Below are 23,364 nucleotides of genomic sequence, written 5' to 3'. Positions count from 1 at the left end.
ATGAAGCAAGGACAAAGCTCAAACTATCACGTTCATCGCCATAGCAACCAGAGGGGGGATCGCGATGTTGAACCGGGCAACGTCCGGCAGCCGTTGGCGCACGCGGCCGGACGGCAAAGGCAAGGTCACCGGAGCGCTGGCGTATTTGACAGACCTGTCCGCAGAGGGCCAATTGGTCGGGCGCATTCTGCGAAGCCCGCACCCTTACGCGCGGATCAAGCGGATCGATACGGCGGCGGCCGAAGCGGTTCCCGGCGTATGGGCGGTGCTGACGCACAAGGACGTGCCCGGCGTGAACCGGTTCGGAATCGTCGTTCTGGACCAGCCGGTCCTCTGCGAGGACGTCGTTCGATATATCGGGGACGCGGTCGCCGCCGTCGCCGCGGACACCGAGGAAGCGGCGGAAAGGGCGCTGGAGTTGATCGAAGTCGAATACGAGATCTATCCCGCGATCACCAGCCCCGAACAAGCGCTGCAGCCCGAAACGATGCGGCTTCACCCGGAAGGCAATGTGCTGAAGAATATCCGCTACGCCAAAGGGGATGTCGAGACCGCCTTCGAACGATGCGCGCATATCGTCGAGCATACCTACAAGACGTCCAGGCAGATGCACGCGTACATGGAGACCGAAGGCGGCCTCTTCGTCCCGGAGGCGGACGGGCGGCTCACGATCTACTCGCCGACGCAGCACGGTCTCAAGGATCGGCTGCAGATCGCGAATATCCTCGCCGTTCCCGAGGAGAGCGTGAGGGTGCTCTCGAGCCCGATCGGAGGCTCCTTCGGCGGCAAGGACGAGCTGAACGTTCAGCCGTCCGGAGCGCTGCTCGCCAAGCGAACGGGCCGTCCGGTGCGCATTCACAACTCCAGGGCCGAATCGGTGAGGGCAAGCGTCAAGCGGCATCCGATGACGATCCGGATGAAGACGGGGATCGACGAGGGAGGCCGCATCATCGCCCATCAAGTGTCGGTGCTTGCGGATACCGGAGCCTACGCGACGCTTGGCGGCGAAGTGCTCACCAACGCGTTGGAGAACTGCTTGGGCTGCTATATATACGAGAATATCGAGATCGAAGGGCTCTCGGCTTATACGAATAACGGAGTGTCCGGGGAATTCCGGGGGTTCGGAGCGAACCAGGCGATCTTCGCTCTCGAGGGACAGCTTGACCGTCTCGCGGAGGCGTCCGGGATCGATCCGTGGGAGCTGAGGAGAATCAACCTCCGCAAGATGCAGGATCCGGGCGCCTACGAGCAGGAGATCGTTCCGACGGACGGGGCGAGACAAGTGTGGGAGGCGGTGACGGCTTCCCCGCTATGGAAGGAGGAGCGGAACAACCCTTCGCGTTCCGTTCCCGGCAAGCCGTGGATCAAGATCGGGTACGGCTCCGCCATCGCGATGATGGGAACCGGACTCGGCAAGGGCATCCCGGATCCGGGAGGCGGCCGAATCTCGCTGGCCGAAGACGGCAGGATCGAGGTGGCGTTCAGCTACGAGGAATTCGGGCAGGGTCTGCTCGCGACATTGGAGCTGATGCTGATCGAGCGGTTCGGCCTCGACGAAGGGGACTTCCGAATGGTGATCGGAGACACCGATCGGGTGCCCGAGAGCGGCTCCAGTACGGCAGCTCGAACGACGACGATGATGTGGCTGACGCTTAGCGAGCTTATGCCGGAATTCGCCGGCAAAGCCGTAGCGGCCGCAAGCGGGTTGACGGATCGGCCGGCGGAGAGCCTTCGGCTGGGAAAAGGGGGCATACGCACGGAGGATGGGAAGCTGCTGCTCTCTTATGCCGAACTGCATAAGCGAGCGGGGGCGATCGCCAGCGAAGCGACTACCCATTTTCCGGAGTCGCCTACCGGAGATTTCGCCAACCGCTTCCTCTTCGTCCAGGCCGGTACGACGGTCCGGGTCGAAGTGAACGAGCTTACCGGCCGCGTTCGGCTGATGGATCAGTATCATGCGGTCGCCGGAGGCCCGGTCGCCAATCCGCAAGGGTTCCTCGGGCAAATCGAAGGGGCCAGCGGGATGGCGTTAGGCTTTACCCTAACAGAGGATGCGGCGATGAAGGATGGCCATTACGCATTCAAGAACCTGGACCAATACCTGATCCCGACGATCGTCGACCAGAGCAAGCGGATGACGGTCGAAGCGATCGAGGACATTCCGGAGAACGATCCGTTCGGTCCTCGCGGCATCGGCGAGATCGGCTCGGTCACGCTGGCGCCCGCCATCGCGCAGGCGATCTGGAACGCGGTTGGAATCCGGGTAAGCGAGCTTCCCGTCGATCCGGCCTTGCTTCAGAAGGCTCCCCAATATCTCCATGAGGCGGTGTTAACGAGATGATCGATAAAACATTGGCGGAACGAGGAGCAAGCGCCCGTCTCGAGTGCGAGGTTAACGGGAGCCCGGTGTCCATCGGCATCTCCCCGTCAACCAGGCTTCTCTCCGTTCTGCGAGAAGAGCTTAAGCTTACGGGCACGAAGCGCTCCTGCGAGATTGGCCGCTGCGGCGCGTGCATGGTGCTCGTCGACGGCAAGCCGGTCAATTCGTGCCTGACGATGGCCTATCAATGCTCCGGCAAGAAGATTACGACGATAGAGGGCTTGGCGAACGAAGAGAAGCTCCATCCCGTGCAGCAATGCTTCCTGGAGGAAGGCGGCTATCAATGCGGCTATTGCACGCCCGGCATGATCATCTCGGTCAAAGCGATGCTCGACGAGAACCCGAACCCGACGATGGAGCAGATCGAAGAAGCGATGTCCGGCAATTTGTGCCGATGCACGGGGTACGGCGGGATATTGAGATCCATAGCGAGAGCGATAGAAATAGGGGGACAACCGAATGATCGTTGATAAAGAGCAGCATGTGAATTTTCTGCGCAGGGCCGTAGAGGTATCGCGCAAAGCAAGAGAATCCGGCAATACCCCGTTCGGCTGCATCCTCGTCGATCCGCAAGGACGGGTGCTGTGGGAACAAGGGAACATCGAGATCACGGAGCACAACTGCACGGGTCATGCCGAGAGGACGCTGATGGAAGCCGCATCGAAGCGATTCTCCAAGCAGGAGCTCTGGGAATGCACGCTGTATACGACGGCGGAGCCGTGCGCGATGTGCGCGGGCTCGATCTATTGGGGCAATGTCGGCCGGGTCGTCTTCGGGATTACGGAGAAAAGACTGGCGGAGCTGACGGGAGACGACGAGCAGAACCTGACGCTGGATCTTCCTTGCACGGAAGTGTTCGCCGCCGGACGCAAGCCGATCGTCGTGATCGGGCCGTTCCCGGAGATCGAGGAAGACGTCGTCGCGGTCCATGAGGGGTACTGGAAATGACGCAGCCTACGAAATTATCGCTGGATTCTATCAATCGGATGAGCCGATCGGAATTCGTCGTTTCTCTAGGGGGGATCTTCGAGCACTCCTCCTGGGTAGCCGAGAAGGCGTGGGAGGGGCGCCCCTTCTCGTCGGGTTCCGCGCTTCACGAAGCGATGATGCAAGCGGTGACGGATTCGCCGGAGGAGACGGTCATTGCCTTCCTTCGTGCCCACCCGGACCTTGGAACTCGGCTTAAGGTGACCGATTATTCCGCTTCCGAGCAGCAGGGCGCCGGCCTGGACCGGCTCTCTCCGGAAGAATACGAGACGTTCTCTTCCTTGAACAGGGAGTATGTCCTGAAGTTCGGTTTTCCGTTTATTCTGGCCGTTCGAGGCCGGAACAAGGAAGAGATCCTGGAAGCGATGAAGCGGCGAGTGAACAATGGGGTATCGGAAGAACGCGAGGAAGCGCTCCGCCAGATCAAGAGAATCACGAGGTTCCGGCTGGACGATCTTCTGGAATAGATAGTAGAGAGCGTATCCCTTTCTGGGAAAATGACATAGAGATCTGGAGGCGTATCCATGAGCGGAAAATTGACGACGCACGTTCTCGATACTTCGTTGGGAGCGCCGGCAGCCGGGATGAAGATCCAGCTGTGGCGGCTTGGCGAGACGGAAGAGAGCCGGAAGCTTCTGTTCGAGGGCTTCACGAATGAGGACGGGCGGATGAATCATCCGCTTCTGTCGGGAGAAGAGATGGCCGGCGGCACGTACGAGCTGCTGTTCGACGTGGGCGAATACTTCCGGGGAAGCGCCCATGTCACTTTCCTGGAGTGGGTACCCGTTCGGTTCCATCTGGCGGAGCCGGCTTCGCACTATCACGTTCCGCTCCTGGTCGCACCGGGAGGATACAGCACGTACCGCGGAAGCTAGGGGGAGGAATCGAGATGGAGAGCGGAACGGATCTTATCATTAAGGGAGGACAGGTCGTTCTCCCCGATCGGGTTGACGTACTGGACATTGGCGTGCGTGACGGCATCGTCGTCGCGCTGGCGTCGGACTTGCAAGGAGATGAAGGGACGAGGGTCGTCCACGCGGAAGGCTTGTGGGTGCTGCCGGGCATGGTCGACACCCATGTTCACTTGAATGAGCCGAACATGGGGCATTGGGAAGGCTTCGTCACCGGATCCGCGGCGCTCGCGGCGGGCGGCGTCACCACCTATGTCGACATGCCGCTGAACGGACTGCCTCCCACGGTGAACCTTCCTGCCTATAAGATGAAAGAAAGCCTGGCGGCCGGGTCGTCGGCGGTCGATTACTCGTTCTGGGGCGGACTCGTTCCGGGCAACGTCGACCAACTGGAAGCGCTGGCGCAAGCCGGCGTTCCGGCGTTCAAGGCGTTCCTCTCCAACCCGGGCGGAGAAGGCGAGGAACGATTCCGCGAAGTGGACGACTGGACGCTGCTGGAGGGGATGAAGAAGATCGCTTCCTTCGGCGGCCTGCTCGCCTTACATGCGGAGAGCGACGCCATTACCTCCAAGCTGGCGGACGAGGCGGCCGCCCAAGGCAGGACCGGGCCGCTGGACTTCGTCGCGACCCGGCCGATCATCGCCGAGCTGGAAGCGGTGAACCGGGCTCTGCTGTTCGCCAAGCAGACGGGGTGCCGGCTGCACATCGTCCACATCAGCAGCCCGGAGGGCGTGGAGCTGATCGAGCAGGCGAAGCGGGACGGCGTCGACGTGACGGTCGAGACGTGCCCGCATTATCTCGCCTTGTCCGAACAGGATCTGGTACGGCTTGGCCCGGTCGCGAAGTGCGCGCCTCCGCTGCGAGACGAAGAGCGGATCGAGCGCATGTGGAAGCAGGCGGCCGAAGGCAAGCTCGACGTGATCGGTTCCGATCATTCGCCGAGCCCTGCGGAGCTTAAATCGCTGGAAGGACGCACTTTCATGCAGGCTTGGGGGGGCATTGCCGGAGCGCAGAGCAGCCTGGAGGTCATGCTGGAGGAAGGGCACTTCAAGAGAGGACTGCCGCTGCCGCTCCTCTCGAGGCTGTTGTCGACGCAGCCGGCGAAGCGCTTCGGCTTCTATCCTCGCAAAGGAGAGATCGGGATCGGCTTCGACGCCGACTTCGCGATCGTCGATCCGAACGCCCGTTATACGCTGACCCGAGAGCACCTGCTTCAACGGCATCGAATCAGTCCTTATCTGGGAAAAACGTTCACAAGCCGAGTGGCGTCTACTTGGGTGAGAGGCAGCATGGTCTATTCGTCCGACGAGGGCGTTACGCTTCCGGGACATGGCATTCTGCTGAGCTCGATAACGAAAGGAGTGGGGACGAGATGATCCCGAATTTGCCGGAACCGAATGAGATGGCTCATGAATTGACCCGCTTGCTGGATGAGCTTGCAACGTATTCCGATAGCGCGGAGAACGAAGCCGGCGTCACTCGGCTGCTCTATTCCCCTTCTTGGCTGAGGGCTCAGCATTATCTTGCGGGCAGAATGGCGGACGCGGGGCTGGCTGCCCGGTTCGACCCGGTAGGCAACCTGTACGGCCGGCTGTCCGGACGCAGCCCGGACGCTCCCGTCGTGCTGACCGGCTCGCACGTGGATACGGTCCGCTCCGCAGGCAAATACGATGGCGCTTACGGCATCGTCGCCGGGCTTGCCGCGGTCTCTTACTTGAAGAGAACGTACGGCGAGCCGCTGCGCCCGATCGAGGTCGTTTCGTTCGCGGAAGAAGAGGGAAGCCGCTTCCCGATCGCATACTGGGGCTCCGGGAACGCGACGGGGATCTACGATTGGCGGCAGGAAGGGGCCGACCTGAAGGACGAAGACGGAGTCTCCCTGCGCGAAGCCATGCTGGCCTCGGGGTTCGGGAATCCAGATCTCGGCGAAGCCCGTCGCCGCGATCTGGGCGCGTTCGTCGAGCTGCATATCGAGCAGGGCATGGTGCTGGAGCGCACGGACAAGCGCATCGGCATCGTCGAGACGATCGTCGGACAGCGCCGCTACGCGATCAGCCTGCAAGGCGCGGCGAACCACGCGGGCACGACCCCGATGATGATGCGGCAGGACGCCTTAGCCGGAGCGGCGGACGTCATCGTCCGGCTCGAGACGCTGGCCGCGCAATGGGGCGAGCCTCTCGTCGCGACGGTCGGCAAGATCGAAGCGTCGCCGAATACGCCGAACGTCATCGCCGGAAGCGTCGAGTTCACGGTCGATATCCGGCATGCGGACGAATGGAAGCTGAACGCGTTCTGCGATCTGGCGCTGTCCGAGATCGAACGAATCGCGCTGCGCCGGAAGCTGAAGCATAAGATCACGCCGTGGCTGTCCACGAGTCCGGTGCCGATGAGCCCGGCGCTGACCCGCAGCACCGAGCGGATCTGCCAGGAGCTCGTGCTCCCTTACCGGAAGATGGTCAGCGGAGCGGGACATGACGCGCAGTTGCTGCCGCCGCTCTGCAAGACGGCGATGATCTTCGTCCCGAGCAAAGCCGGCGTCAGCCATTCGCCGAACGAATACACCGATCCGGCCTTGCTGGCGGACGGAGTCCGCGTGCTGACATCCATGCTGTACGAATTGGCTTACGAGGAGCAGACGATATGAGAACTTACACCGAATTATCCCCATCGCCAAGAACGATTATGACCCCTGGGCCGGTCGAGGTCGATCCGCGGGTGCTGCGCGCCTTGTCCTATCCGATTCTGGGCCAGTTCGATCCGGAATTCACTTCTTATATGAACGATACGATGGAGATGCTGCGAAGCGTCTTCCAGACGAATAACAAATGGGCGTTCCCGGTGGACGGAACGTCCCGTTCGGGACTGGAGGCGGTCCTCGCAAGCTTGATCGAGCCGGGGGATAAGGTGCTTGTTCCGATCTACGGCCGCTTCGGTCACCTGCTCCACGAGCTCGCCGAACGATGCGGCGCAGAGGTGACGACGATTCACGCGGAATGGGGATCGGTGTTCGATCAAGACGAGGTCATCTCGGCGATCGAGCGCGCGAAGCCGGATCTCGTGGCGATCGTGCACGGCGAGACGTCGACCGGCCGGGTCCAGCCGCTTGACCGCATCGGGCCGGCTTGCCGCGAGGCGGGCGTCCTGCTCGTCGTCGACGCCGTCGCGACGATCGGGGGCATCCCGGTCAAGACGGATGAATGGCGCATCGATGCCGTCATCGGCGGCACGCAGAAGTGCTTGTCCGTCCCTTCCGGCATGGCTCCGATCACGTTCAACGAGCGGGCGGAGAGCAAGATTCTCTCGCGCAAGCGGGTCGAGCGCGGCATTCGCCCGCCCGGCTACGAGGAGCCGGACGGCTTGGGCGCCCGAATCCAGAGCAATTATCTCGACCTGGCGCAGCTCATGGATTACTGGAGCCCGGCTCGGCTTAACCATCATACCGAGATGACGTCGATGCTGTACGGCTTGCGCGAGGGGCTTCGAATCGTCCTGCAAGAAGGCCTCGAAGCCAGGTTCGAACGGCATCGGCTGAACGAATCCGCGCTCGTGGCCGGTCTTGAAGCGATGGGGCTTCCTCTGTATGGCGACCCGGACTGCAAGATGGCGGTCGTCACCTGCGTGACGATTCCGGAAGGCGTCGACGGCGAGTCCGTTCGCTCCATGCTGCTCGACCAGTTCGGGATCGAGATCGCCAGCTCGTTCGGTCCGCTCAAGGGCAAGATCTGGCGGATCGGCACGATGGGCTACAGTTGCAGCCGCAAGAACGTTCTTCATCTGCTGGGCGCGTTCGAAGCCGTGCTGCTTCGCCACGGGGCCAAGGTGAACGCCGGCGCCGGGCTTCAAGCGGCTCTGGATGTGTATGAGAGCAAATAAAGGATGGCAAAAGAGCCGCTTCCGGTTATCCGGGGGCGGCTTCGTTGTTGGAAATTCCCGAAGCGAACCCATATAGAAACATTTTCTTAACGGGCCCGTCTAAGTAGTATCTGACTAATCTAGATCCGTAAAGGGGGATTCGGCATGTCCTTGCGTATGTTGGGCCAACTTGGGGTTCTAACAATGGTTGCAGCCGTGCTTTTAACATCCTGCGATAACTCGGGGAAGAAGAGGGAAGCCTCGGGTTCTCTACCGTCAACCCCACTGCCGGTGCCCTCTGCTTCCGCCCCAATACTCCCCTCGACGGATGGCAACTCTGCGAAGGAACCCTCCTTCATGGATCTCCTAAGGAGCAACTTTAATTACGTGGCTCAAGTTCCGGAGGACGGGTTCTCCTATCGCGATTTGAAGGTGGCGAGAGATGGTACGATTTTCTTAATTGGAGAGAACGATGAACGCCGCACGAAGCTTTTGCGGTATGATCTGCGATCTTTCCGTTTCGCCGATTGGCAGACGGTTGAAGGCGAAATTCCGCTTTATAACCTGCAAATCGCATCCCCTCAAGAAGAAGACGAGCCTCTAGCGATGACGGCATGGGGGTTCTCTAGCGAGGAGCCGAATTTCAGAAGTTACGTGTTGACGGAAGAGCATATTGCGGAATATCGCGGGATCCGGGTGCCGAGTCCGGATGGAAGCCGGGCAGCCGTCTATGCGGACGGACGCGGAGGCATATGGGGGATCGAGGCGCGAAGCGGCGAGGAGGTCCAATGGACGAAGGGAGAGAACGACGCTCAGCCGCTATGGCTTTCGGACGGATCCGGTTTTATTTTTCTCAAGGATACAGGAGAAGAACTCGGGGACGGTGCGGGACCGAATTATTCTCTAGCCAAGTACGACATTCAGAAAGCAAGGACAGAGCTTCTGCCCTTCCAGCAAGGCTTCTGGGGAACAGTCGAATGGCTGGAGCCTGGCCGCACGCTTCTGGCGCATAACGGCTTCGATGATGCGATTGGGCTTAAGCTTGTCGACTTGTCGAGTCATGCCGAGAAGCAGCTTATCCAGAATCCGACGGACCATAGGGTTCAAACCGCAAGCCATAATGGAAGGAAAAGAATAATGGTTGCGCAGCGAGGATCGTTTGATCTGTATTCGGATATGGGCGATAGGCTGTCCCGCGTTCCTTGGCCGGCCGATGCCGACGAGTTTACCGCGATTAACCCCGAGTACGATGCCGCTGCTCCAGAGAACGGAGTTCCTTATTATAAAGCGGGCTTGGCAAGTCCCTTTGGCATCAGCGACTTAACTTTCAAGCCGGATGGCAGCGGCGTCTCCTTCCTGTTAGGAACGATAGGAGAAAGCATTGACGAAGTCGTTGCTGGAACAAGGCTGTTTGCAGCCGGACCGGGAGGAGAAGAGGCCTATGCTCTCACGAAGGATTACTTGAAGATTCGGCATCACGCTTGGACCCCGGCTGGAGATGCCGTGATTTGCTTGATCGCTTCGCCTGAACGCGATGGATGCTTCTATCTCGGGGTGAAATGGTTGGACATTTCGTTAAAATGGTGAATCCGGCGCCTCTTCATTTATTTTTCTCAACTGTTAAGGTAATTGCCTTGACATCCATCCGTATATCCCGTAACATAAGGAACGGAATTAGGCTGTAAAGTTGTTTTCCTTGACAGGTCGAAGGAGTTGAACCTTTGTGCATGGGGAGAACGCTCTTAACAAGACGAATCGGATCAACGTGCTCTTCGATTTCTATGGGCCGTTGCTCACCGAGAAGCAGCAAACCATCCTAAAATGTTATTACCACGACGACTTCTCCCTGGGCGAGATCGCGATCGATTTCGAGATCAGCCGACAGGCGGTGTACGAGCACCTGAAGCGGTCGGAGCAGGCTCTCGAAGAGTACGAGGCGAAGCTCGGACTGGCGGAACGGCACGAACGCCTGCAGGCGGGGCTCGAGCGCTTGGAGCGCCAGATCGGAGAGCTTCCCGAGCCTTGGCGGAACGAGCTTCGCGGAACGGCGGAGCTGCTGCGCGGCGCGGAGAGTTGAGCGGGAACGAATAGAATTGTAGAATGTTAGAATACGAACGGAAGGAGGGAACGGACCATGGCATTCGAAGGATTGACAACAAGGCTTCAGAACGTGTTCGGCAAGCTGAGGGGCAAGGGCAAGCTGTCCGAGGACGACGTCAACGAAGCGATGCGCGAAGTTCGTCTGGCTCTGCTCGAGGCGGACGTCAACTTCAAGGTCGTGAAGGATTTTATCGCCAAGGTCAAGGAGAAGGCGGTCGGCGCCGAGGTGGAGAAGAGCTTCACGCCGGGCATGGTCGTCGTCGACATCGTTCACAAGGAACTGATCGAACTGATGGGCGGCACCCAGTCCAAGCTGGCGAAGTCGAACAAGCCGCCGACGATCGTGCTGATGGCGGGTCTGCAGGGCGCCGGTAAGACGACGCTCACCGGCAAGCTGGCGAAGCTGCTCCAATCGCAGAACCATAAGCCGCTCTTGGTCGCTGGCGACATCTATCGTCCCGCCGCGATCAAGCAGCTCGAAGTACTGGGCGGGCAGATCGGAGTTCCGGTCTTCTCCCTTGGCGACAAGGTCAGCCCGGTCGAGATCGCGAAGCAGGGCGTTCAGCTCGCGAAGGACCAAGGCAACGACTACGTGCTGATCGATACCGCGGGCCGACTGCAGATCGACGAAGCGCTGATGGAAGAGATCAAGCAGATTCACGCGGCGGTGAAGCCGGACGAAGTCCTGCTCGTCGTCGACGCGATGACCGGCCAGGAAGCCGTCAACGTGGCGAATAGCTTCCACGAGCAGCTCGAGCTGACGGGCGTCGTGCTGACCAAGCTCGACGGCGATACCCGCGGCGGCGCGGCGCTCTCGGTCAAGGCCGTGACCGGCTGTCCGATCAAGTTCGCCTCCACGGGCGAGAAGATCGACCAGCTCGAAGCGTTCCACCCGGACCGGATGGCGTCGCGGATTCTCGGCATGGGCGACATGCTCTCCCTGATCGAGAAGGCGCAGACGAACATCGACGCGGAGAAGGCGAAGGACCTCGAGCGCAAGATGCGCAACGCGGAATTCACCTTCGACGACTTCCTTGAGCAGATGGAGCAGGTTCGCAAGCTGGGGCCTCTCGATCAACTGCTGGATATGATGCCGGGCATGAACAAGCTGAAGGCGGCGCCGGGCTTCAAGATCGACGAGAAGCAGATCGGCCGCACGGAAGCGATCGTCAAGTCGATGACGAAGGCGGAGAAGCAGAAGCCGGACATCATCAACTACAGCCGCCGCAAGCGGATCGCCGCCGGCAGCGGAACGTCCGTGGCGGACGTCAACAAGCTGATCCGCCAGTTCGAGGACATGAAGAAGATGATGAAGCAGTTCTCCGGCATGATGGGACCCAAGGGACCGAAGGGCGGCATGAAGGCGCTCAAGGGACTGATGGGCCGCGGCAAGGGCGGCATGAAGTTCCCGTTCTAAGAGCAGGAAGATTTCTCGCTCTTAGAGTTTAAGCAAGATTTAAATTCGATACTCTTTCAAGGAGGTGAAATTCTAATGGCAGTTCGTATCCGTCTGAAACGTATGGGAGCTCACAAGGCCCCTTTCTATCGCGTGGTTGTATCCGACTCTCGTTCGCCGCGTGACGGCCGCTTCATCGAGGAGATCGGGATCTACAATCCGGTCGCTCAACCGGCTCAAGTCCAAATCGACGAAGAGAAGGCTCTTAAGTGGCTGCAAAACGGCGCTCAAGCGTCCGATACGGTCCGTAATCTTCTGAGCAACGCTGGCGTTCTGAAGAAGTTCCACGAGTCCAAAATCTCGAAGTAACGTCTCATTCCCGGAGGGCTGAGCCATGGAACAATTGATTCGGGTTATCGCCCGGGCATTGGTGGATCATCCGGAAGACGTGCGGATTAAGGTCAAGGAAGACGCGCGCGGCCTCGTGTACGAGCTTTCCGTCCATCCGGGCGATGTCGGCAAAGTCATCGGCAAGCAGGGGCGCATCGCGAAAGCGCTGCGCACAGTAGTCACTTCCGCTGCCGTGAAGGAGCGGAAGCGCGTCATCGTGGACATCGTATCAGAATAACGCTTGGCGAAGGGGCCGGGGGTGCCAGTTGGCATGTCCGGCTTCTTTCTGTTCCTCGACAAGGACACAATAAGAATGGCGCGCGGCGGCCGCATGGCCGGATTGGCGCTATCCATAGATTGAAGGAGGCTGTTTCCGTGGCGGAAGAGCAATTGCTCAACGTTGGCAAGATCGTCAATACTCATGGCATCCGCGGCGAGGTGAAGGTATGGCCTCAGACCGATTTTCCGGATGTGCGCTTCCGCAACGGAAGCCGCTTGCTCGTATACCCGCCGGCAGGAACGGCGGGGAGCCCGTTCGAGATCGAGGTCGTCAGCTCTCGGGAGCAGAACAACCTCTTCATCGTGAAGCTCAAGGGCTACGACAACATCAACCAGATCGAGAAGTACAAGGGCTGGGAGCTCAAGGTAACGGAAGACGAACGCGTCGAGCTGGAAGAAGGCGAGTATTACTTCCGCGACATCATCGGCTGCGAAGCGGTCACGGAAGACGGAGAGAAGCTGGGAACGATCACGGACATCCTCTCCCCGGGCGCGAACGATGTGTGGGTCGTCAAACGGCCGAAGGGCAAGGAACTGATGCTGCCGGTCATCGACGAGGTCGTGCTGGACGTGGACGTGCCTGCGAAGACCGTTAAGGTACGGCTGATGGAAGGGTTGCTGTAAATCATGAGGGTGGACGTACTGACGCTGTTCCCCGAGATGTTCGAAGGCGTGTTCGGGAGCAGCATTCTAGGCAAAGCGCGGGAAAAGGGGATCGTATCGCTGAATACGGTTAACTTCCGCGACTATGCCAACAATAAGCATAATACGGTGGACGACACGCCATACGGCGGAGGGGGCGGCATGGTGCTCAAGCCGGAGCCGATCTTCGCCGCCGTCGAGGACGTCGTGCAAGCTGCTTCCAATGGGCTTAGCCAAGCCGGCGCTCCTGAGGCCAAACCGCGCGTCATCCTGCTCTGCCCGCAAGGCGAAACGTTCAGCCAAGCCAAGGCGCAGGAGCTGGCGGGCGAACAGCATCTCATCTTTATCTGCGGCCATTACGAAGGCTATGACGAGCGGATCCGGGAGTTTCTCGTAACGGACGAGCTCTCTATCGGGGATTACGTCCTGACCGGCGGCGAGCTGCCCGCGATGGTGGCCATCGATTCGATCGTCCGCCTGCTGCCGGGGGTGCTGGGCAACGACCAATCCGCCGTCTTGGATTCGTTCAGCGACGGACTGTTGGAGTACCCTCACTATACCCGTCCGCCCGAGTTCCGCGGCTGGAAGGTGCCGGACGTGCTGCTCTCGGGCCATCACGCGGAGATCGACAAGTGGCGTCGGCTCCAGTCGCTGGAACGGACGCTGGCAAGACGGCCGGATCTGCTGGACAAGGCGGAGCTGTCCGCCAAAGAGCGGCAATGGCTTCGTTTGAAGCTGGAGGAGCTGAAGGAGCGGCCGGAAGCGGGTTCGGATTTCCAGGATTCTTGATAGGGCTCTATCCCGGACCCTCTCCCGAATGCTCTATGGACTTTCGCCTGGATTTTCGCTCGAACGAATCGGCTGGGGAAAAAACGAATAAACAATTACAGTTGATTTACTGTGGGCGATATGATAAAATTTCTACTGTTGTTTGTGCCGAGCTTTCTATTCGTCCTTGAGGCGAAGGGGAGCATCGGTTCGATAGTCGGACGGTCCTCTGCACGCCATGAGGCGGATCAATGGATTCGCGGAGCGGGGTACGAACGTCTGTGATGAGAGGAGTTGAATACTCATGAATCTGATTCAATCCATTACGCAAGAGCAACTTCGCAAAGACATCCCGAGCTTCCGTCCCGGCGACACGCTGAAGGTACACGTGAAGGTCGTGGAAGGATCCCGCGAGCGCGTTCAGTTGTTCGAAGGCGTCGTCATCAAGCGTCGCGGCGGCGGAATCAGCGAAACGTTCACGGTTCGCAAGATTTCGTATGGCGTTGGCGTTGAGCGTGCTTTCCCGGTTCATTCCCCACGTATCGAGAAGATCGAAGTGGCTCGCCGCGGTAAAGTTCGCCGTGCGAAGCTGTACTACCTGCGCGGTCTGCGCGGCAAGGCAGCTCGTATCAAGGAAATTCGATAAGAGCACACAAGAGGAGGGCTTGGCGAAGTTCAAGTCCTCCTTTTTGCATTTTCTCCGGAGATCGCCTAGATCATCCGAAGCGGAGTGTTGGACCAGGAGAGAGGCGAATAATCGACATGGATCAATCGAGAAACGGAAACATCGAAGACGAGATCAATCTGGGACGAGACGAGCTGGACGGCCGATCGTCGGACAAGCAGGATTCCATCGTTGCCGATGACATCGCCGGTTCGAACGAACCGCTCGGCTCGGGCAATAACCCGAAGAAACCGTCGAAGGCCGGCAGCGAAGCCAAAGAATGGATCAAAGCGCTGGTCATTGCGGGGATTCTGGTGTTCGTGATTCGCTGGCTGCTCGTGACCCCGTTCATCGTGGACGGAGAGTCGATGGAGCCTAATTTCCAAGACCGGGAACGCATTATCGTCAACAAGATCCTGTATAAGATTCGGGATCCGAAGCCGGGAGAAGTCATCGTCTTCCACGTGCCGGACGAGCAGCGGGACTTCATCAAGCGCGTGATCGCGGTTCCGGGCGATACGGTTCAGGTCGTAGGAGACAAGGTACTCGTCAACGGCAAGGAGATCGACGAGCCATACCTGAAGAAAGCCATCGAGCAAGCGCACGCGGAAGGCGCCAATTACAACGACGAGGACTTCCCGGAAGGAACGGTGCCGGAGAACCACTTGTTCGTCATGGGCGACAACCGTTCGAATAGCAAAGACAGCCGGATGATAGGCTACATAGATATGAAGGAAATCGTCGGCCGTGCCGAGCTTATCTTCTGGCCGGCGGGAGAAATCAATTACATCGGTCGCGGATATTAACCAGGATCGGCTCCTGCCCGATCCGTATCCGCGCGGTGGGCAGTGGGGTGTGGCATGACAATTCAATGGTTCCCCGGTCATATGACCCGGGCGAAGCGCCAAATTCAGGAGAAGCTGAAGCTGATCGACGTCGTTCTCGAGCTGATCGACGCCAGGGTTCCGGTATCGAGCCGCAACCCGATGATCGACGAGATCGTCGGTCCGAAGCCAAGGCTGATCCTTCTTAACAAGGCGGATCTGGCGGATCCGCAGCAGAACGAGAGATGGCTGGAATGGTTCCGTTCCTTCGGCCACGAGGTACTGGCGATCGACGCCAATACCGGCACGGGAACGCGGGACATCTCCGGACGGGTGAAGCTCCTGCTCAAGGAGAAGATCGACCGTCAGATCGCCAAAGGAATGAATCCGCGAGCCGCGAGAGCGCTCATCGTCGGCATTCCGAACGTAGGCAAGTCGACGCTGATCAACCGGTTGGCCGGGCGTGCCGCGGCGATTACGGGAGACCGTCCGGGGGTGACCAAAGGACAGCAATGGATCCGCACGGGCGGAGACCTGGAGCTGCTCGATACGCCGGGCATCCTGTGGCCGAAGTTCGAGGATCCCGAGGTCGGCTTCCGCTTGGCGGCCACTGGCGCGATCAAGGAGCAAGTGCTCCCGATCGATGAGGTGGCCTGCTTCCTCCTTCAATGGTTGGCGACGGCTTATCGGGATACGCTGGTCGAACGCTACGGCTTGACCGATTTGCCGGAGCAGCTGCCCGATATAGGTTCCGCGGCCGAGGTTCTGGAGCAGATCGGACGCAAGCGAGGCTGTCTCGCCGGCGGGGGGCACGTGGACTACGAGAAGGCGGCGGGAGTCGTGCTTCGGGATCTGCGATCCGGGAAGCTGGGGCGGATCACGCTCGAGGCTCCAATCATATAGCGGTATGAGACCAGCCATGGAAAGACTCCGGGCAGTGCGAGCGATCGTCGATCCTCGTCCTTTGCCGGGAGTTTTTTTTGTGGAGGTTGGTTTGAAGGGTTGCGCGAAGGGCGCAAGATGTCGGAAAATGATACGTATACGTTTGTTCGAGGCAAGAGAGCGGAAGGGGACTAGCGAAGTGGTTGCGGACGAGGGGAAGCAAAGCAAGCCCAAGCGCAGAAAGGTCGAGGTCGAGGCGGAGCCCAATCGCCTGGAATTCGAGTCCGGGCTGTGGGGACAAGGACTGACCGCGATTGCGGGATTGGATGAGGTCGGACGCGGCTGCCTGTTCGGGGATGTCGTCGCCGCCGCGGTCATTCTGCCGCCGGGATTGATCCTCGAAGGAATCAACGATTCCAAACAACTAAGCGAGAAAAAGCGCGAGCTGTTGTACGATGTCATTATCGAGCATGCGGTGGCCTGGTCGGTCGCGAGGGTGGATGCGGCAACGATCGACCGCATCAATATCCGGCAGGCTTCTCGGCTGGCGATGAAGCAGGCGGTGGAAGGGCTTCGGATCGCGCCCGAGCATCTGCTCATCGACGCGGAGAGCGTGGATCTGGAGCTGCCGCAGACGGCGATCATCAAGGGGGACGCCCGAAGCCAGACGATCGGGGCGGCCTCGATCTTGGCCAAGGTGACGAGGGATCGATTGTGCAAGGACACTTGGGATGCCCTCTATCCCGGATATGGCTTAGCGGGCAACAAAGGGTACGGAACGAAAGAGCATCGGGAAGGCCTTCTGCGACTAGGTCCGTCTCCTATGCATCGCATGAGCTTTCTGGAGGGAATTCTGGCGGAGCAGCAGGTCCTGTTCTGAAATCCGAATCGAGAGATGCCGATACATAGAATAAGCAGAAGCAGAGAGGATGTGCGCAAGCATGAGCATGAATATCGGAAATCTTATGCGTGCCATGCTGGGCGACAGCCAGCCGACGGACGTTAAAGCCTTGGAGCTTCGCATCGGCCAGATCGTGAGAGGCGTGCTCCTGGAATTGCTTGAAGATAACGAAGCGCTCATTCAGGTCAACGGAGTCCAGGTTCGCGCGAAGCTCGATACGGAGCTGCCCGTCGGACGGGGGACTCTGATGCAGGTAGCGCAGGAGTCCACCTCGGGGATGATCGTGCTCAAGGCGCTGGCGGATCCGACGGCGGCTCCGACGGACGAAGCGTTGAAGGACGTCGCGAAGTCGTTCGGGCTCCCCGATCAGAAGTGGAGCTTTGAACTGATGAAGGGGCTCAAGCGAGACGGTTACCCTATCGATAAGGAGACGGCGAACTGGTTCAAGCAAGCCGTCTCGGCCAAGCCTCCCGGCGAAGATGCTCAGAACTGGATGAATGCGGCGGGCGTTGCCTTCCGTAGAGGGCTGGAGCCGACGGAGTCGACGATCGCGTCACTTAAGGCTGCCCTATACGGCGCTCCGCTTGGCGAGCAGTTGGACAATCTGGAGAAGCAACTGGCTTCCTTCCTTCAGCGAGGGCAGGATGCGGGCGCTAGCCCCAAGGCAATGGAGGCCGCTCAGCAGGTGCAGAAGCTGCTGGCTCAAGGACAGCAGCTGTTAAGCGAAGGCGCGCAGCAGCTTGCGGAGGGGGCCGCCGGCCGCATGGGTGCGGATGATGCCGGCGGCGCTTCCGGACGCGCCGCTCAGCCCGGAGGATCGGCATCGACGGATGCCGCGGCGGTTGCCGGGAGGCCGACGCAAGAGCAGACGGGGCAGGCGGCGGCTAGATCGGCTGCCAATGCCGCGGAAGCGGGAGGCAGCGTTCCGGGAACGGACGCGCAATCGAAAGGCACGGCCGCGGCGGAAGGCGGACGAGTGCCGCCGGACGCGCGGAACGAGTCGGTGGCCGCGTTGGCGGGCAAGCAGGGAGCGGCCGCGCAGGCGTCCGATTCCGCGGCGACGCGCGACCGTTCGGCTGGGAATGCGTCGCCATTCAACGCCGTTGCTGCAGCCGGCGACGAGAGTTCGGGCGGCGCGGCGAACGAGGCGAACGCCAAGGCGGCCAGATCCGGATCGGAAGGGTCTTGGATCGGAAGATTCCTTGATCTGTTGGGCGCGAACCACGAGCGGCAGGCGGCGCAGCAACTGCTCTCGGGCGACGCGCCGGCAAGGAACGCTTCGGAGGGAGCGGGACAGTCGGCCGATCGAGCGGCTGCGGCGCCTTCGGAATCGCTGAAGAGCGCTCTTCTTACGCTCGCGAACAGCAACGACGCGCCTCCAGCCCTTCGCGAGGCTGCGCATGGATTGGCTCAGCAGATCACCGGCCAACAGCTGCTGCTGGCAGCCGAACGCCAGAATACCGCGATGATGAGCCATATGACGCTGTTCGTGCCGATCAAGGGGCAGAACGGCGATACGACGGCTTCCATTCACGTTCAGACCAGGCGCGGGCGCAAGGGCGAATGGGACACCGACAACTGCCGCTTGCTTTTCCAACTGAATATGAGCCATATCGGCGATACGCTGGTGGATGTGCAGGTGATCGACAAGGTCGTCTCGCTGAGGGTGCTGAACGATCGCCCTTGGGTTGGCGAACTGATGGAATCCGCCCGCTCGGAAGCGGCGGAAGGCTTCCAGTCGGCGGGTTATCAGCTGTTGTCGCTGAAGACGGCCCCATTCCCTGTCATGCAAGCGGGAGAAGCCGAGAGCAGCGAGAAGGGGACGGCCGCCGTCGGCGGCATGCCGGAGCAAGCCGTTGCCGCTTATGCGGCGAAGCCTTACAAGGGAGTTGACTACCGAGCATGAGAGACAGCTCCGGCTTGCCAGGCGAGGAGAACGGGGCGAACCTTACGCCGCCGCGCAAGGCGGTGGCGCTGAAGTACAGCCCGGAACGAGGAGCGGCTCCGGTCGTCGTGGCCAAAGGACAAGGCGTCATCGCGGAAGAAATCGTCAAGAAAGCGAAGGAGAACGGGGTGCCGATCCAGGAGGACAACTCGCTGGTGGAGGTGCTGTCCAAGCTTGACTTGGAACAGGAGATCCCGCCGGAGCTTTATAAGCTGGTCGCCGAAGTGCTCAGCTTTGTCTATCGGACGGATCGAAGGGCGGGGCTTCGCGGAAGCGAAAGCGATCTGCTTCCTTAAGGAGGAGTGGCGAGTTGGATCGGGATTCTACTTCGAATCGCAGAATCGCCAGGCCGGATCTGCGCAGGGCGACCGGAAGGGCGGCGGAGGAAGCGGCCGCCCTTCATCTGGAGCAGCGGGGCTACGTCATAGCCGCACGCAACTGGCGGTGCCGAACGGGAGAGCTGGATCTTATCGCGACCGACGGGGACGTTCTCGTGATCGTTGAAGTACGATCGCGCCGCAGCTCTTCCGCACGCTTCGGAACGGCGATAGAAGCGATCAATCCGCGCAAGTGCGCCCAGGTCAGAAGCACCGCGCTGGTCTATCTGTCGCATACGCGCCGGGAGTCGGCGAAGGTGCGGTTCGATGTTATCGCCATCACGTTCGCCCTCGAGGGCGGGATCGAAGAACTGAAACATATCGAAGGAGCCTTCTAGGAGGCTCCTTCTTCATGGAATGGCTCTGTTGTCTTGAGGCGAGCATAAGGGGCATCAGGCCGAGATCCCGGCTTTGCAACCCGATTGTGTCGGGGAATTGCTGGATGAACATAAATCAGTGCTACTTATTTAGGTAATCGAAGTAACAGTGGCACCAGAAGCGCTCGGAGGGCGGTGTAACAAATTGCCCATCACACGTCGTCGCATGATGCTATCAAATGGGTACTGGTTACTCAAATTCCCCGCCAACCGCCGCATGATGCTATCAAATGGGTATTGGTTACTCAAATTCCCCGCCAACTGTCGCATGATGCTATCTAATGGGTATTGGTTACTCAAATTCCCCGCCAACTGTCGCATGATGCTATCTAATGGGTATTGGTTACTCAAATTCCCCGCCAACTGTCGCATGATGCTATCAAATGGGTACTGGTTACTCAAATTCCCCGCCAACCGTCGCATGATGCCATGAAATGATTAGTAACATAGATATTTTAGTATTGGTGGCAGGGCGGAGATACTTAGAAAATCGAAGTAACGGTAGCCCCATGTATCGGCACTGCCGCCCAAGATTGTCGGGAGAGCCGAATCCAAAGTAGCTGAGGAGGAATCGGACGGGCCGTTTATGTTCCTGCCCGATCCAGGCAGCGGTATTGGATCGCTTCCGCCACATGCTCCTCGCGGATCTCGTGGGAAGACTCTAGGTCGGCGATCGTCCTCGACATCTTAAGAATACGGTCGTGCGCCCGGAAGCTGAGGCCCATTCGCGAATAGGCGGCATCGAGCAGCTTCTGGGCTGGAGCGGACAGAACGGCATATTGGGTCAGATGGCGTCCGTACAGCTCGCTGTTCCAACGAAAGCCGAGCTTGCGGTAGCGATGAAGCTGCCTATCGTAGGCGTTCTCGACGATGGAGCGGCCTTCGCCGGAGGACATGCCTCCTCTTGCGGCGTTCGGCGTGGAGGGCCTCGGCATTTCGACCTGAAGATCGATCCGATCCGCGAGGGGGCCGGACATGCGGCCGCGATAGCGGGCGACGGCGAGCGACGAGCAAGTGCAAGAGTTCTGGCCGACAGCCGAGCTCGAGTCGGCTCCGTAATAGCCGCACGGGCAAGGGTTCATGCTGGCCGCGAGCATGAACTTGGCGGGGAACCGGGTGACGCCGCGGGCGCGTCCGATCGTAACCTGACGATCCTCCAGCGGCTGGCGCAGCGCTTCCAGCGCAGAACGCGGGAACTCGGGCATCTCGTCGAGGAAGAGCACGCCATGATGAGCGAGGGTGACTTCGCCGGGCTTCGGCACGGGGCCGCCGCCGATCAAGCCGGCTGCGGAGACGGTATGATGCGGCGAGCGAAAGGGACGTTGGCGAATGAGCCCTCGCTTACGCTCGCCTTGCAGTTTGCCGCTGACGCTGTAAATCTTCGTAACGGCGAGCGCTTCTTCGTCGTCCAGCGGGGGAAGAAGCGTCGGCAGCCTTCGGCATAGCATTGTTTTGCCGGTTCCGGGCGGGCCAACGAACAAGATGTTATGCATCCCGGCGGCGGCGATGAGCAGGGCGCGCTTGCCGTGCTGCTGCCCGATGACGTCCGCCAGGTCGGGTTCTGTTGGATCGGCCGCGTCGATTATCGCGCTGCTTTGTTCGCCGAAATCGACCGGAGACGCGGCTTCGTTCCTTGCCCCACCAATAAACCACTCGCCAAGCGATCCGATTCCCCTTACGCGAATGCCGTCGATCAACGACGCTTCGGCCACGCAGGAGCGGGGAACGAATACTTGGGACAAGCCTTCTTTTCTCGCCCTCTCGACCATCGGCAGGACGCCCGGCACGGCCTTAACCTCCCCGTTCAGCGACAGCTCTCCGATCAGAAGCGTGCCTTCCAGCATGCCGGCCGGAAGCTGGCCGCTCGCGACCAGGACGCCGGCCGCGATGGCAAGGTCGAAGGCGCTGCCTTCCTTGCGCATATCCGCGGGGGCTAGATTGACCGTGATACGGTCAAGCGGGAACTTCATGCCCCCGTTCTGGATCGCCGCGCGAACTCTCTCCACCGACTCCCGAATCGCCGGGTCCGGGAGTCCGACTACGCTTACTTGGGGCAAGCCGCTCGATATGTCGACCTCCACCTCGATCAGTCGGCCTTCGACCCCGACGACGGTTGCGCTTAGCATTTTGACATACATGACAAAAAACACCCTCCTCCACAACGGTATCGTTGGCGAAGAAGAGTGCTTCCCTTCCGCATATTCCATATATTAGAATATTAATGGCAAGCGAAAAAGATGTCAATCGGGGGACGCTCGAAATCGCGGCTATCGGGGTATCGTCCCGTTAAGAAAGGAATTCCAATCATCTGGTTATCTTTCCGGTTAAATGGCAAATCTATTATCGTTTAAGCGACTATCCATCGCATTCTGATATGAAACCATTGCCGATTGGGACTAATAAAAAGATGAAAAATGGAGGAAGACTCGTTCAAAAGGTGTTACAATAGGGAAGGTTTCGGGTATGCAAAAGTACCCAGAAGATTCTTCAGATGCGTGCAAAACGGGAGGATGCTAGGCCATGAATATTCATGAGTATCAAGGCAAGGCAGTCTTGAAGCAGTACGGCGTCACCGTGCCTAACGGCAAGGTCGCTTTCACTGTCGAAGAAGCTGTAAGCGCGGCTCAAGAGCTCGGCACGCCTGTTGTCGTCGTCAAAGCTCAGATCCATGCGGGCGGACGCGGCAAGGCTGGCGGTGTCAAAGTCGCCAAGGGCTTGGATGAAGTTAAGCAATATGCGGAGCAAATTCTCGGCAAGGTTCTGGTCACTCACCAAACCGGACCGGAAGGCAAGGAAGTCAAACGCCTTCTGATCGAAGAAGGCTGCGACATCAAGAAAGAATATTACATCGGTCTCGTCGTTGACCGCGGCACGGGCCGCGTCGTTCTGATGGGTTCCGAAGAAGGCGGCACCGAGATCGAAGAAGTGGCCGCTCACTCTCCGGAGAAGATCATCAAGGAGATCGTCGATCCGGCTGTCGGCCTGACGACGTTCCAAGCGCGCCGCCTGGCGTATGCGATCAACATTCCGAACGAGCTCGTCAACAAGGCGATCAAGTTCATGCTGTCGCTGTATGCGGCATTCGTGGACAAGGATTGCTCGATCGCGGAGATCAACCCGCTGGTCGTTACCGGCGGCGGCGACATCATCGCCCTCGACGCGAAGCTGAACTTCGACTCCAACGCGCTGTTCCGCCACAAGGACATCGTGGAGCTCCGCGACCTGGACGAAGAAGACGAGAAGGAAATTCAAGCTTCCAAGTTCGATCTGTCCTACATCGCCCTCGACGGCAACATTGGCTGCATGGTTAACGGCGCCGGTCTCGCCATGGCGACGATGGACATTATCAAATATTACGGCGGCGAGCCGGCCAACTTCCTCGACGTAGGCGGCGGCGCTACGAAAGACAAGGTTACCGAAGCGTTCAAGATCATCCTCAGCGACGCAAACGTCAAGGGGATCTTCGTCAACATCTTCGGCGGCATCATGAAGTGCGACATCATCGCGGAAGGCGTCGTTGCGGCCGCTCGCGAGCTTGGCTTGGACAAGCCGCTCGTCGTTCGCCTCGAAGGCACGAACGTGAAGCTCGGCAAAGAAATTTTGAACAATTCCGGCCTGAACATCGTGGCTGCGGATTCGATGGCTGACGGCGCGCAGAAGATTGTCGCGCTCGTGAAATAACTAGGGAG

24 protein-coding genes are annotated in these 23,364 nt (G+C 59.7%); 23 read left to right on the top strand and 1 reads right to left on the bottom strand.

The annotated features are described in order from the left end of the window. Positions 1–64: 64 nt before the first annotated feature. The 22 genes from pucD to ELR57_RS15045 all read left to right on the top strand — a co-directional run bounded on the left by pucD (position 65) and on the right by ELR57_RS15045 (position 19,636). On the top strand, positions 65–2,341 hold the full coding sequence (gene pucD / locus ELR57_RS15150; protein ID WP_126959935.1) for a xanthine dehydrogenase subunit D: 2,277 nt from the start codon (positions 65–67) through the stop codon (positions 2,339–2,341). Next, positions 2,338–2,850, top strand: coding sequence for a (2Fe-2S)-binding protein (locus tag ELR57_RS15145; protein WP_126959934.1), 513 nt, complete (start codon positions 2,338–2,340; stop codon positions 2,848–2,850). Before pucD ends, ELR57_RS15145 begins: the two co-directional genes overlap by 4 nt. Then, positions 2,840–3,328 carry a nucleoside deaminase gene (locus tag ELR57_RS15140; protein WP_126959933.1) on the top strand — a complete coding sequence of 163 codons (489 nt, stop codon included), beginning with the start codon at positions 2,840–2,842 and terminating at the stop codon, positions 3,326–3,328. The genes ELR57_RS15145 and ELR57_RS15140 overlap by 11 nt, the downstream gene beginning before the upstream one ends. After that, positions 3,325–3,834 (top strand): 2-oxo-4-hydroxy-4-carboxy-5-ureidoimidazoline decarboxylase, encoded by a 510-nt coding sequence (uraD, locus tag ELR57_RS15135; protein ID WP_126959932.1) that lies wholly within the window; start codon positions 3,325–3,327, stop codon positions 3,832–3,834. The genes ELR57_RS15140 and uraD overlap by 4 nt, the downstream gene beginning before the upstream one ends. A gap of 57 nt (positions 3,835–3,891) precedes the next feature. Beyond that, the gene (gene uraH, locus ELR57_RS15130; protein WP_126959931.1) at positions 3,892–4,242 is read left to right on the top strand and encodes a hydroxyisourate hydrolase; all 351 of its coding nucleotides are present in this window, start codon (positions 3,892–3,894) and stop codon (positions 4,240–4,242) included. Positions 4,243–4,256: 14 nt separating this feature from the next. After that, entirely contained in the window at positions 4,257–5,654 is a 1,398-nt protein-coding gene (allB, locus tag ELR57_RS15125; protein WP_126959930.1) for an allantoinase AllB, read from the top strand. Next, positions 5,651–6,922 carry a Zn-dependent hydrolase gene (locus ELR57_RS15120; RefSeq protein WP_126959929.1) on the top strand — a complete coding sequence of 424 codons (1,272 nt, stop codon included), beginning with the start codon at positions 5,651–5,653 and terminating at the stop codon, positions 6,920–6,922. The genes allB and ELR57_RS15120 overlap by 4 nt, the downstream gene beginning before the upstream one ends. Continuing rightward, positions 6,919–8,151 carry a pyridoxal-phosphate-dependent aminotransferase family protein gene (locus tag ELR57_RS15115; RefSeq protein WP_126959928.1) on the top strand — a complete coding sequence of 411 codons (1,233 nt, stop codon included), beginning with the start codon at positions 6,919–6,921 and terminating at the stop codon, positions 8,149–8,151. Before ELR57_RS15120 ends, ELR57_RS15115 begins: the two co-directional genes overlap by 4 nt. Before the next feature lie 366 nt (positions 8,152–8,517). Next, entirely contained in the window at positions 8,518–9,717 is a 1,200-nt protein-coding gene (locus ELR57_RS15110; RefSeq protein WP_126959927.1) for a hypothetical protein, read from the top strand. 136 nt (positions 9,718–9,853) lie between these two features. Next, complete coding sequence (gene ylxM, locus ELR57_RS15105) at positions 9,854–10,207, top strand: YlxM family DNA-binding protein (protein WP_126959926.1); 354 nt, start codon at positions 9,854–9,856, stop codon at positions 10,205–10,207. Between the two features lie 57 nt (positions 10,208–10,264). Then, positions 10,265–11,647 (top strand): signal recognition particle protein, encoded by a 1,383-nt coding sequence (ffh, locus tag ELR57_RS15100; protein WP_126959925.1) that lies wholly within the window; start codon positions 10,265–10,267, stop codon positions 11,645–11,647. Positions 11,648–11,722: 75 nt separating this feature from the next. Continuing rightward, entirely contained in the window at positions 11,723–11,995 is a 273-nt protein-coding gene (rpsP, locus tag ELR57_RS15095) for a 30S ribosomal protein S16 (protein ID WP_126959924.1), read from the top strand. A gap of 25 nt (positions 11,996–12,020) precedes the next feature. Then, positions 12,021–12,254, top strand: a complete 234-nt coding sequence (locus ELR57_RS15090) for a KH domain-containing protein (RefSeq protein ID WP_126959923.1) — start codon at positions 12,021–12,023, stop codon at positions 12,252–12,254. Between the two features lie 137 nt (positions 12,255–12,391). Next, positions 12,392–12,919: a ribosome maturation factor RimM gene (gene rimM, locus ELR57_RS15085; RefSeq protein WP_126959922.1), complete on the top strand. Its 528-nt coding sequence runs from the start codon at positions 12,392–12,394 to the stop codon at positions 12,917–12,919. A gap of 3 nt (positions 12,920–12,922) precedes the next feature. Continuing rightward, entirely contained in the window at positions 12,923–13,726 is an 804-nt protein-coding gene (trmD, locus tag ELR57_RS15080) for a tRNA (guanosine(37)-N1)-methyltransferase TrmD (RefSeq protein ID WP_126959921.1), read from the top strand. Positions 13,727–14,009: 283 nt separating this feature from the next. Next, the gene (gene rplS / locus ELR57_RS15075) at positions 14,010–14,351 is read left to right on the top strand and encodes a 50S ribosomal protein L19 (RefSeq protein WP_126959920.1); all 342 of its coding nucleotides are present in this window, start codon (positions 14,010–14,012) and stop codon (positions 14,349–14,351) included. 116 nt (positions 14,352–14,467) lie between these two features. Further along, a complete protein-coding gene (gene lepB / locus ELR57_RS15070; protein ID WP_126959919.1) occupies positions 14,468–15,175 on the top strand; it encodes a signal peptidase I in 708 nt (235 codons plus the stop codon). Between the two features lie 54 nt (positions 15,176–15,229). Beyond that, on the top strand, positions 15,230–16,096 hold the full coding sequence (ylqF, locus tag ELR57_RS15065; protein WP_126959918.1) for a ribosome biogenesis GTPase YlqF: 867 nt from the start codon (positions 15,230–15,232) through the stop codon (positions 16,094–16,096). A gap of 127 nt (positions 16,097–16,223) precedes the next feature. Next, positions 16,224–16,955, top strand: coding sequence for a ribonuclease HII (locus tag ELR57_RS15060; RefSeq protein WP_126959917.1), 732 nt, complete (start codon positions 16,224–16,226; stop codon positions 16,953–16,955). 61 nt (positions 16,956–17,016) lie between these two features. After that, positions 17,017–18,882: a hypothetical protein gene (locus tag ELR57_RS15055; protein WP_126959916.1), complete on the top strand. Its 1,866-nt coding sequence runs from the start codon at positions 17,017–17,019 to the stop codon at positions 18,880–18,882. Further along, the gene (locus ELR57_RS15050) at positions 18,879–19,217 is read left to right on the top strand and encodes an EscU/YscU/HrcU family type III secretion system export apparatus switch protein (protein ID WP_126959915.1); all 339 of its coding nucleotides are present in this window, start codon (positions 18,879–18,881) and stop codon (positions 19,215–19,217) included. The genes ELR57_RS15055 and ELR57_RS15050 overlap by 4 nt, the downstream gene beginning before the upstream one ends. A 14-nt stretch (positions 19,218–19,231) precedes the next feature. Then, positions 19,232–19,636 (top strand): YraN family protein, encoded by a 405-nt coding sequence (locus tag ELR57_RS15045; RefSeq protein WP_238162537.1) that lies wholly within the window; start codon positions 19,232–19,234, stop codon positions 19,634–19,636. Between the two features lie 623 nt (positions 19,637–20,259). Here the strand turns inward: ELR57_RS15045 and ELR57_RS15040 are convergent. Next, positions 20,260–21,813, bottom strand: a complete 1,554-nt coding sequence (locus tag ELR57_RS15040; protein ID WP_126959914.1) for a YifB family Mg chelatase-like AAA ATPase — start codon at positions 21,811–21,813, stop codon at positions 20,260–20,262. A 382-nt stretch (positions 21,814–22,195) separates the two neighbouring features. Here ELR57_RS15040 and sucC point away from each other — a divergent pair, with 382 nt between their 5' ends. Beyond that, positions 22,196–23,356: an ADP-forming succinate--CoA ligase subunit beta gene (gene sucC, locus ELR57_RS15035; RefSeq protein WP_126959913.1), complete on the top strand. Its 1,161-nt coding sequence runs from the start codon at positions 22,196–22,198 to the stop codon at positions 23,354–23,356. The last annotated feature ends 8 nt before the right edge of the window (positions 23,357–23,364 follow it).

Source organism: Cohnella sp. AR92 (assembly GCF_003990975.1).
Classification (GTDB): Bacteria; Bacillota; Bacilli; order Paenibacillales; family Paenibacillaceae; genus Cohnella.
Note: the sequence above shows the minus strand (reverse complement) of the source record. Positions and strands in the feature narration are given on the sequence as shown.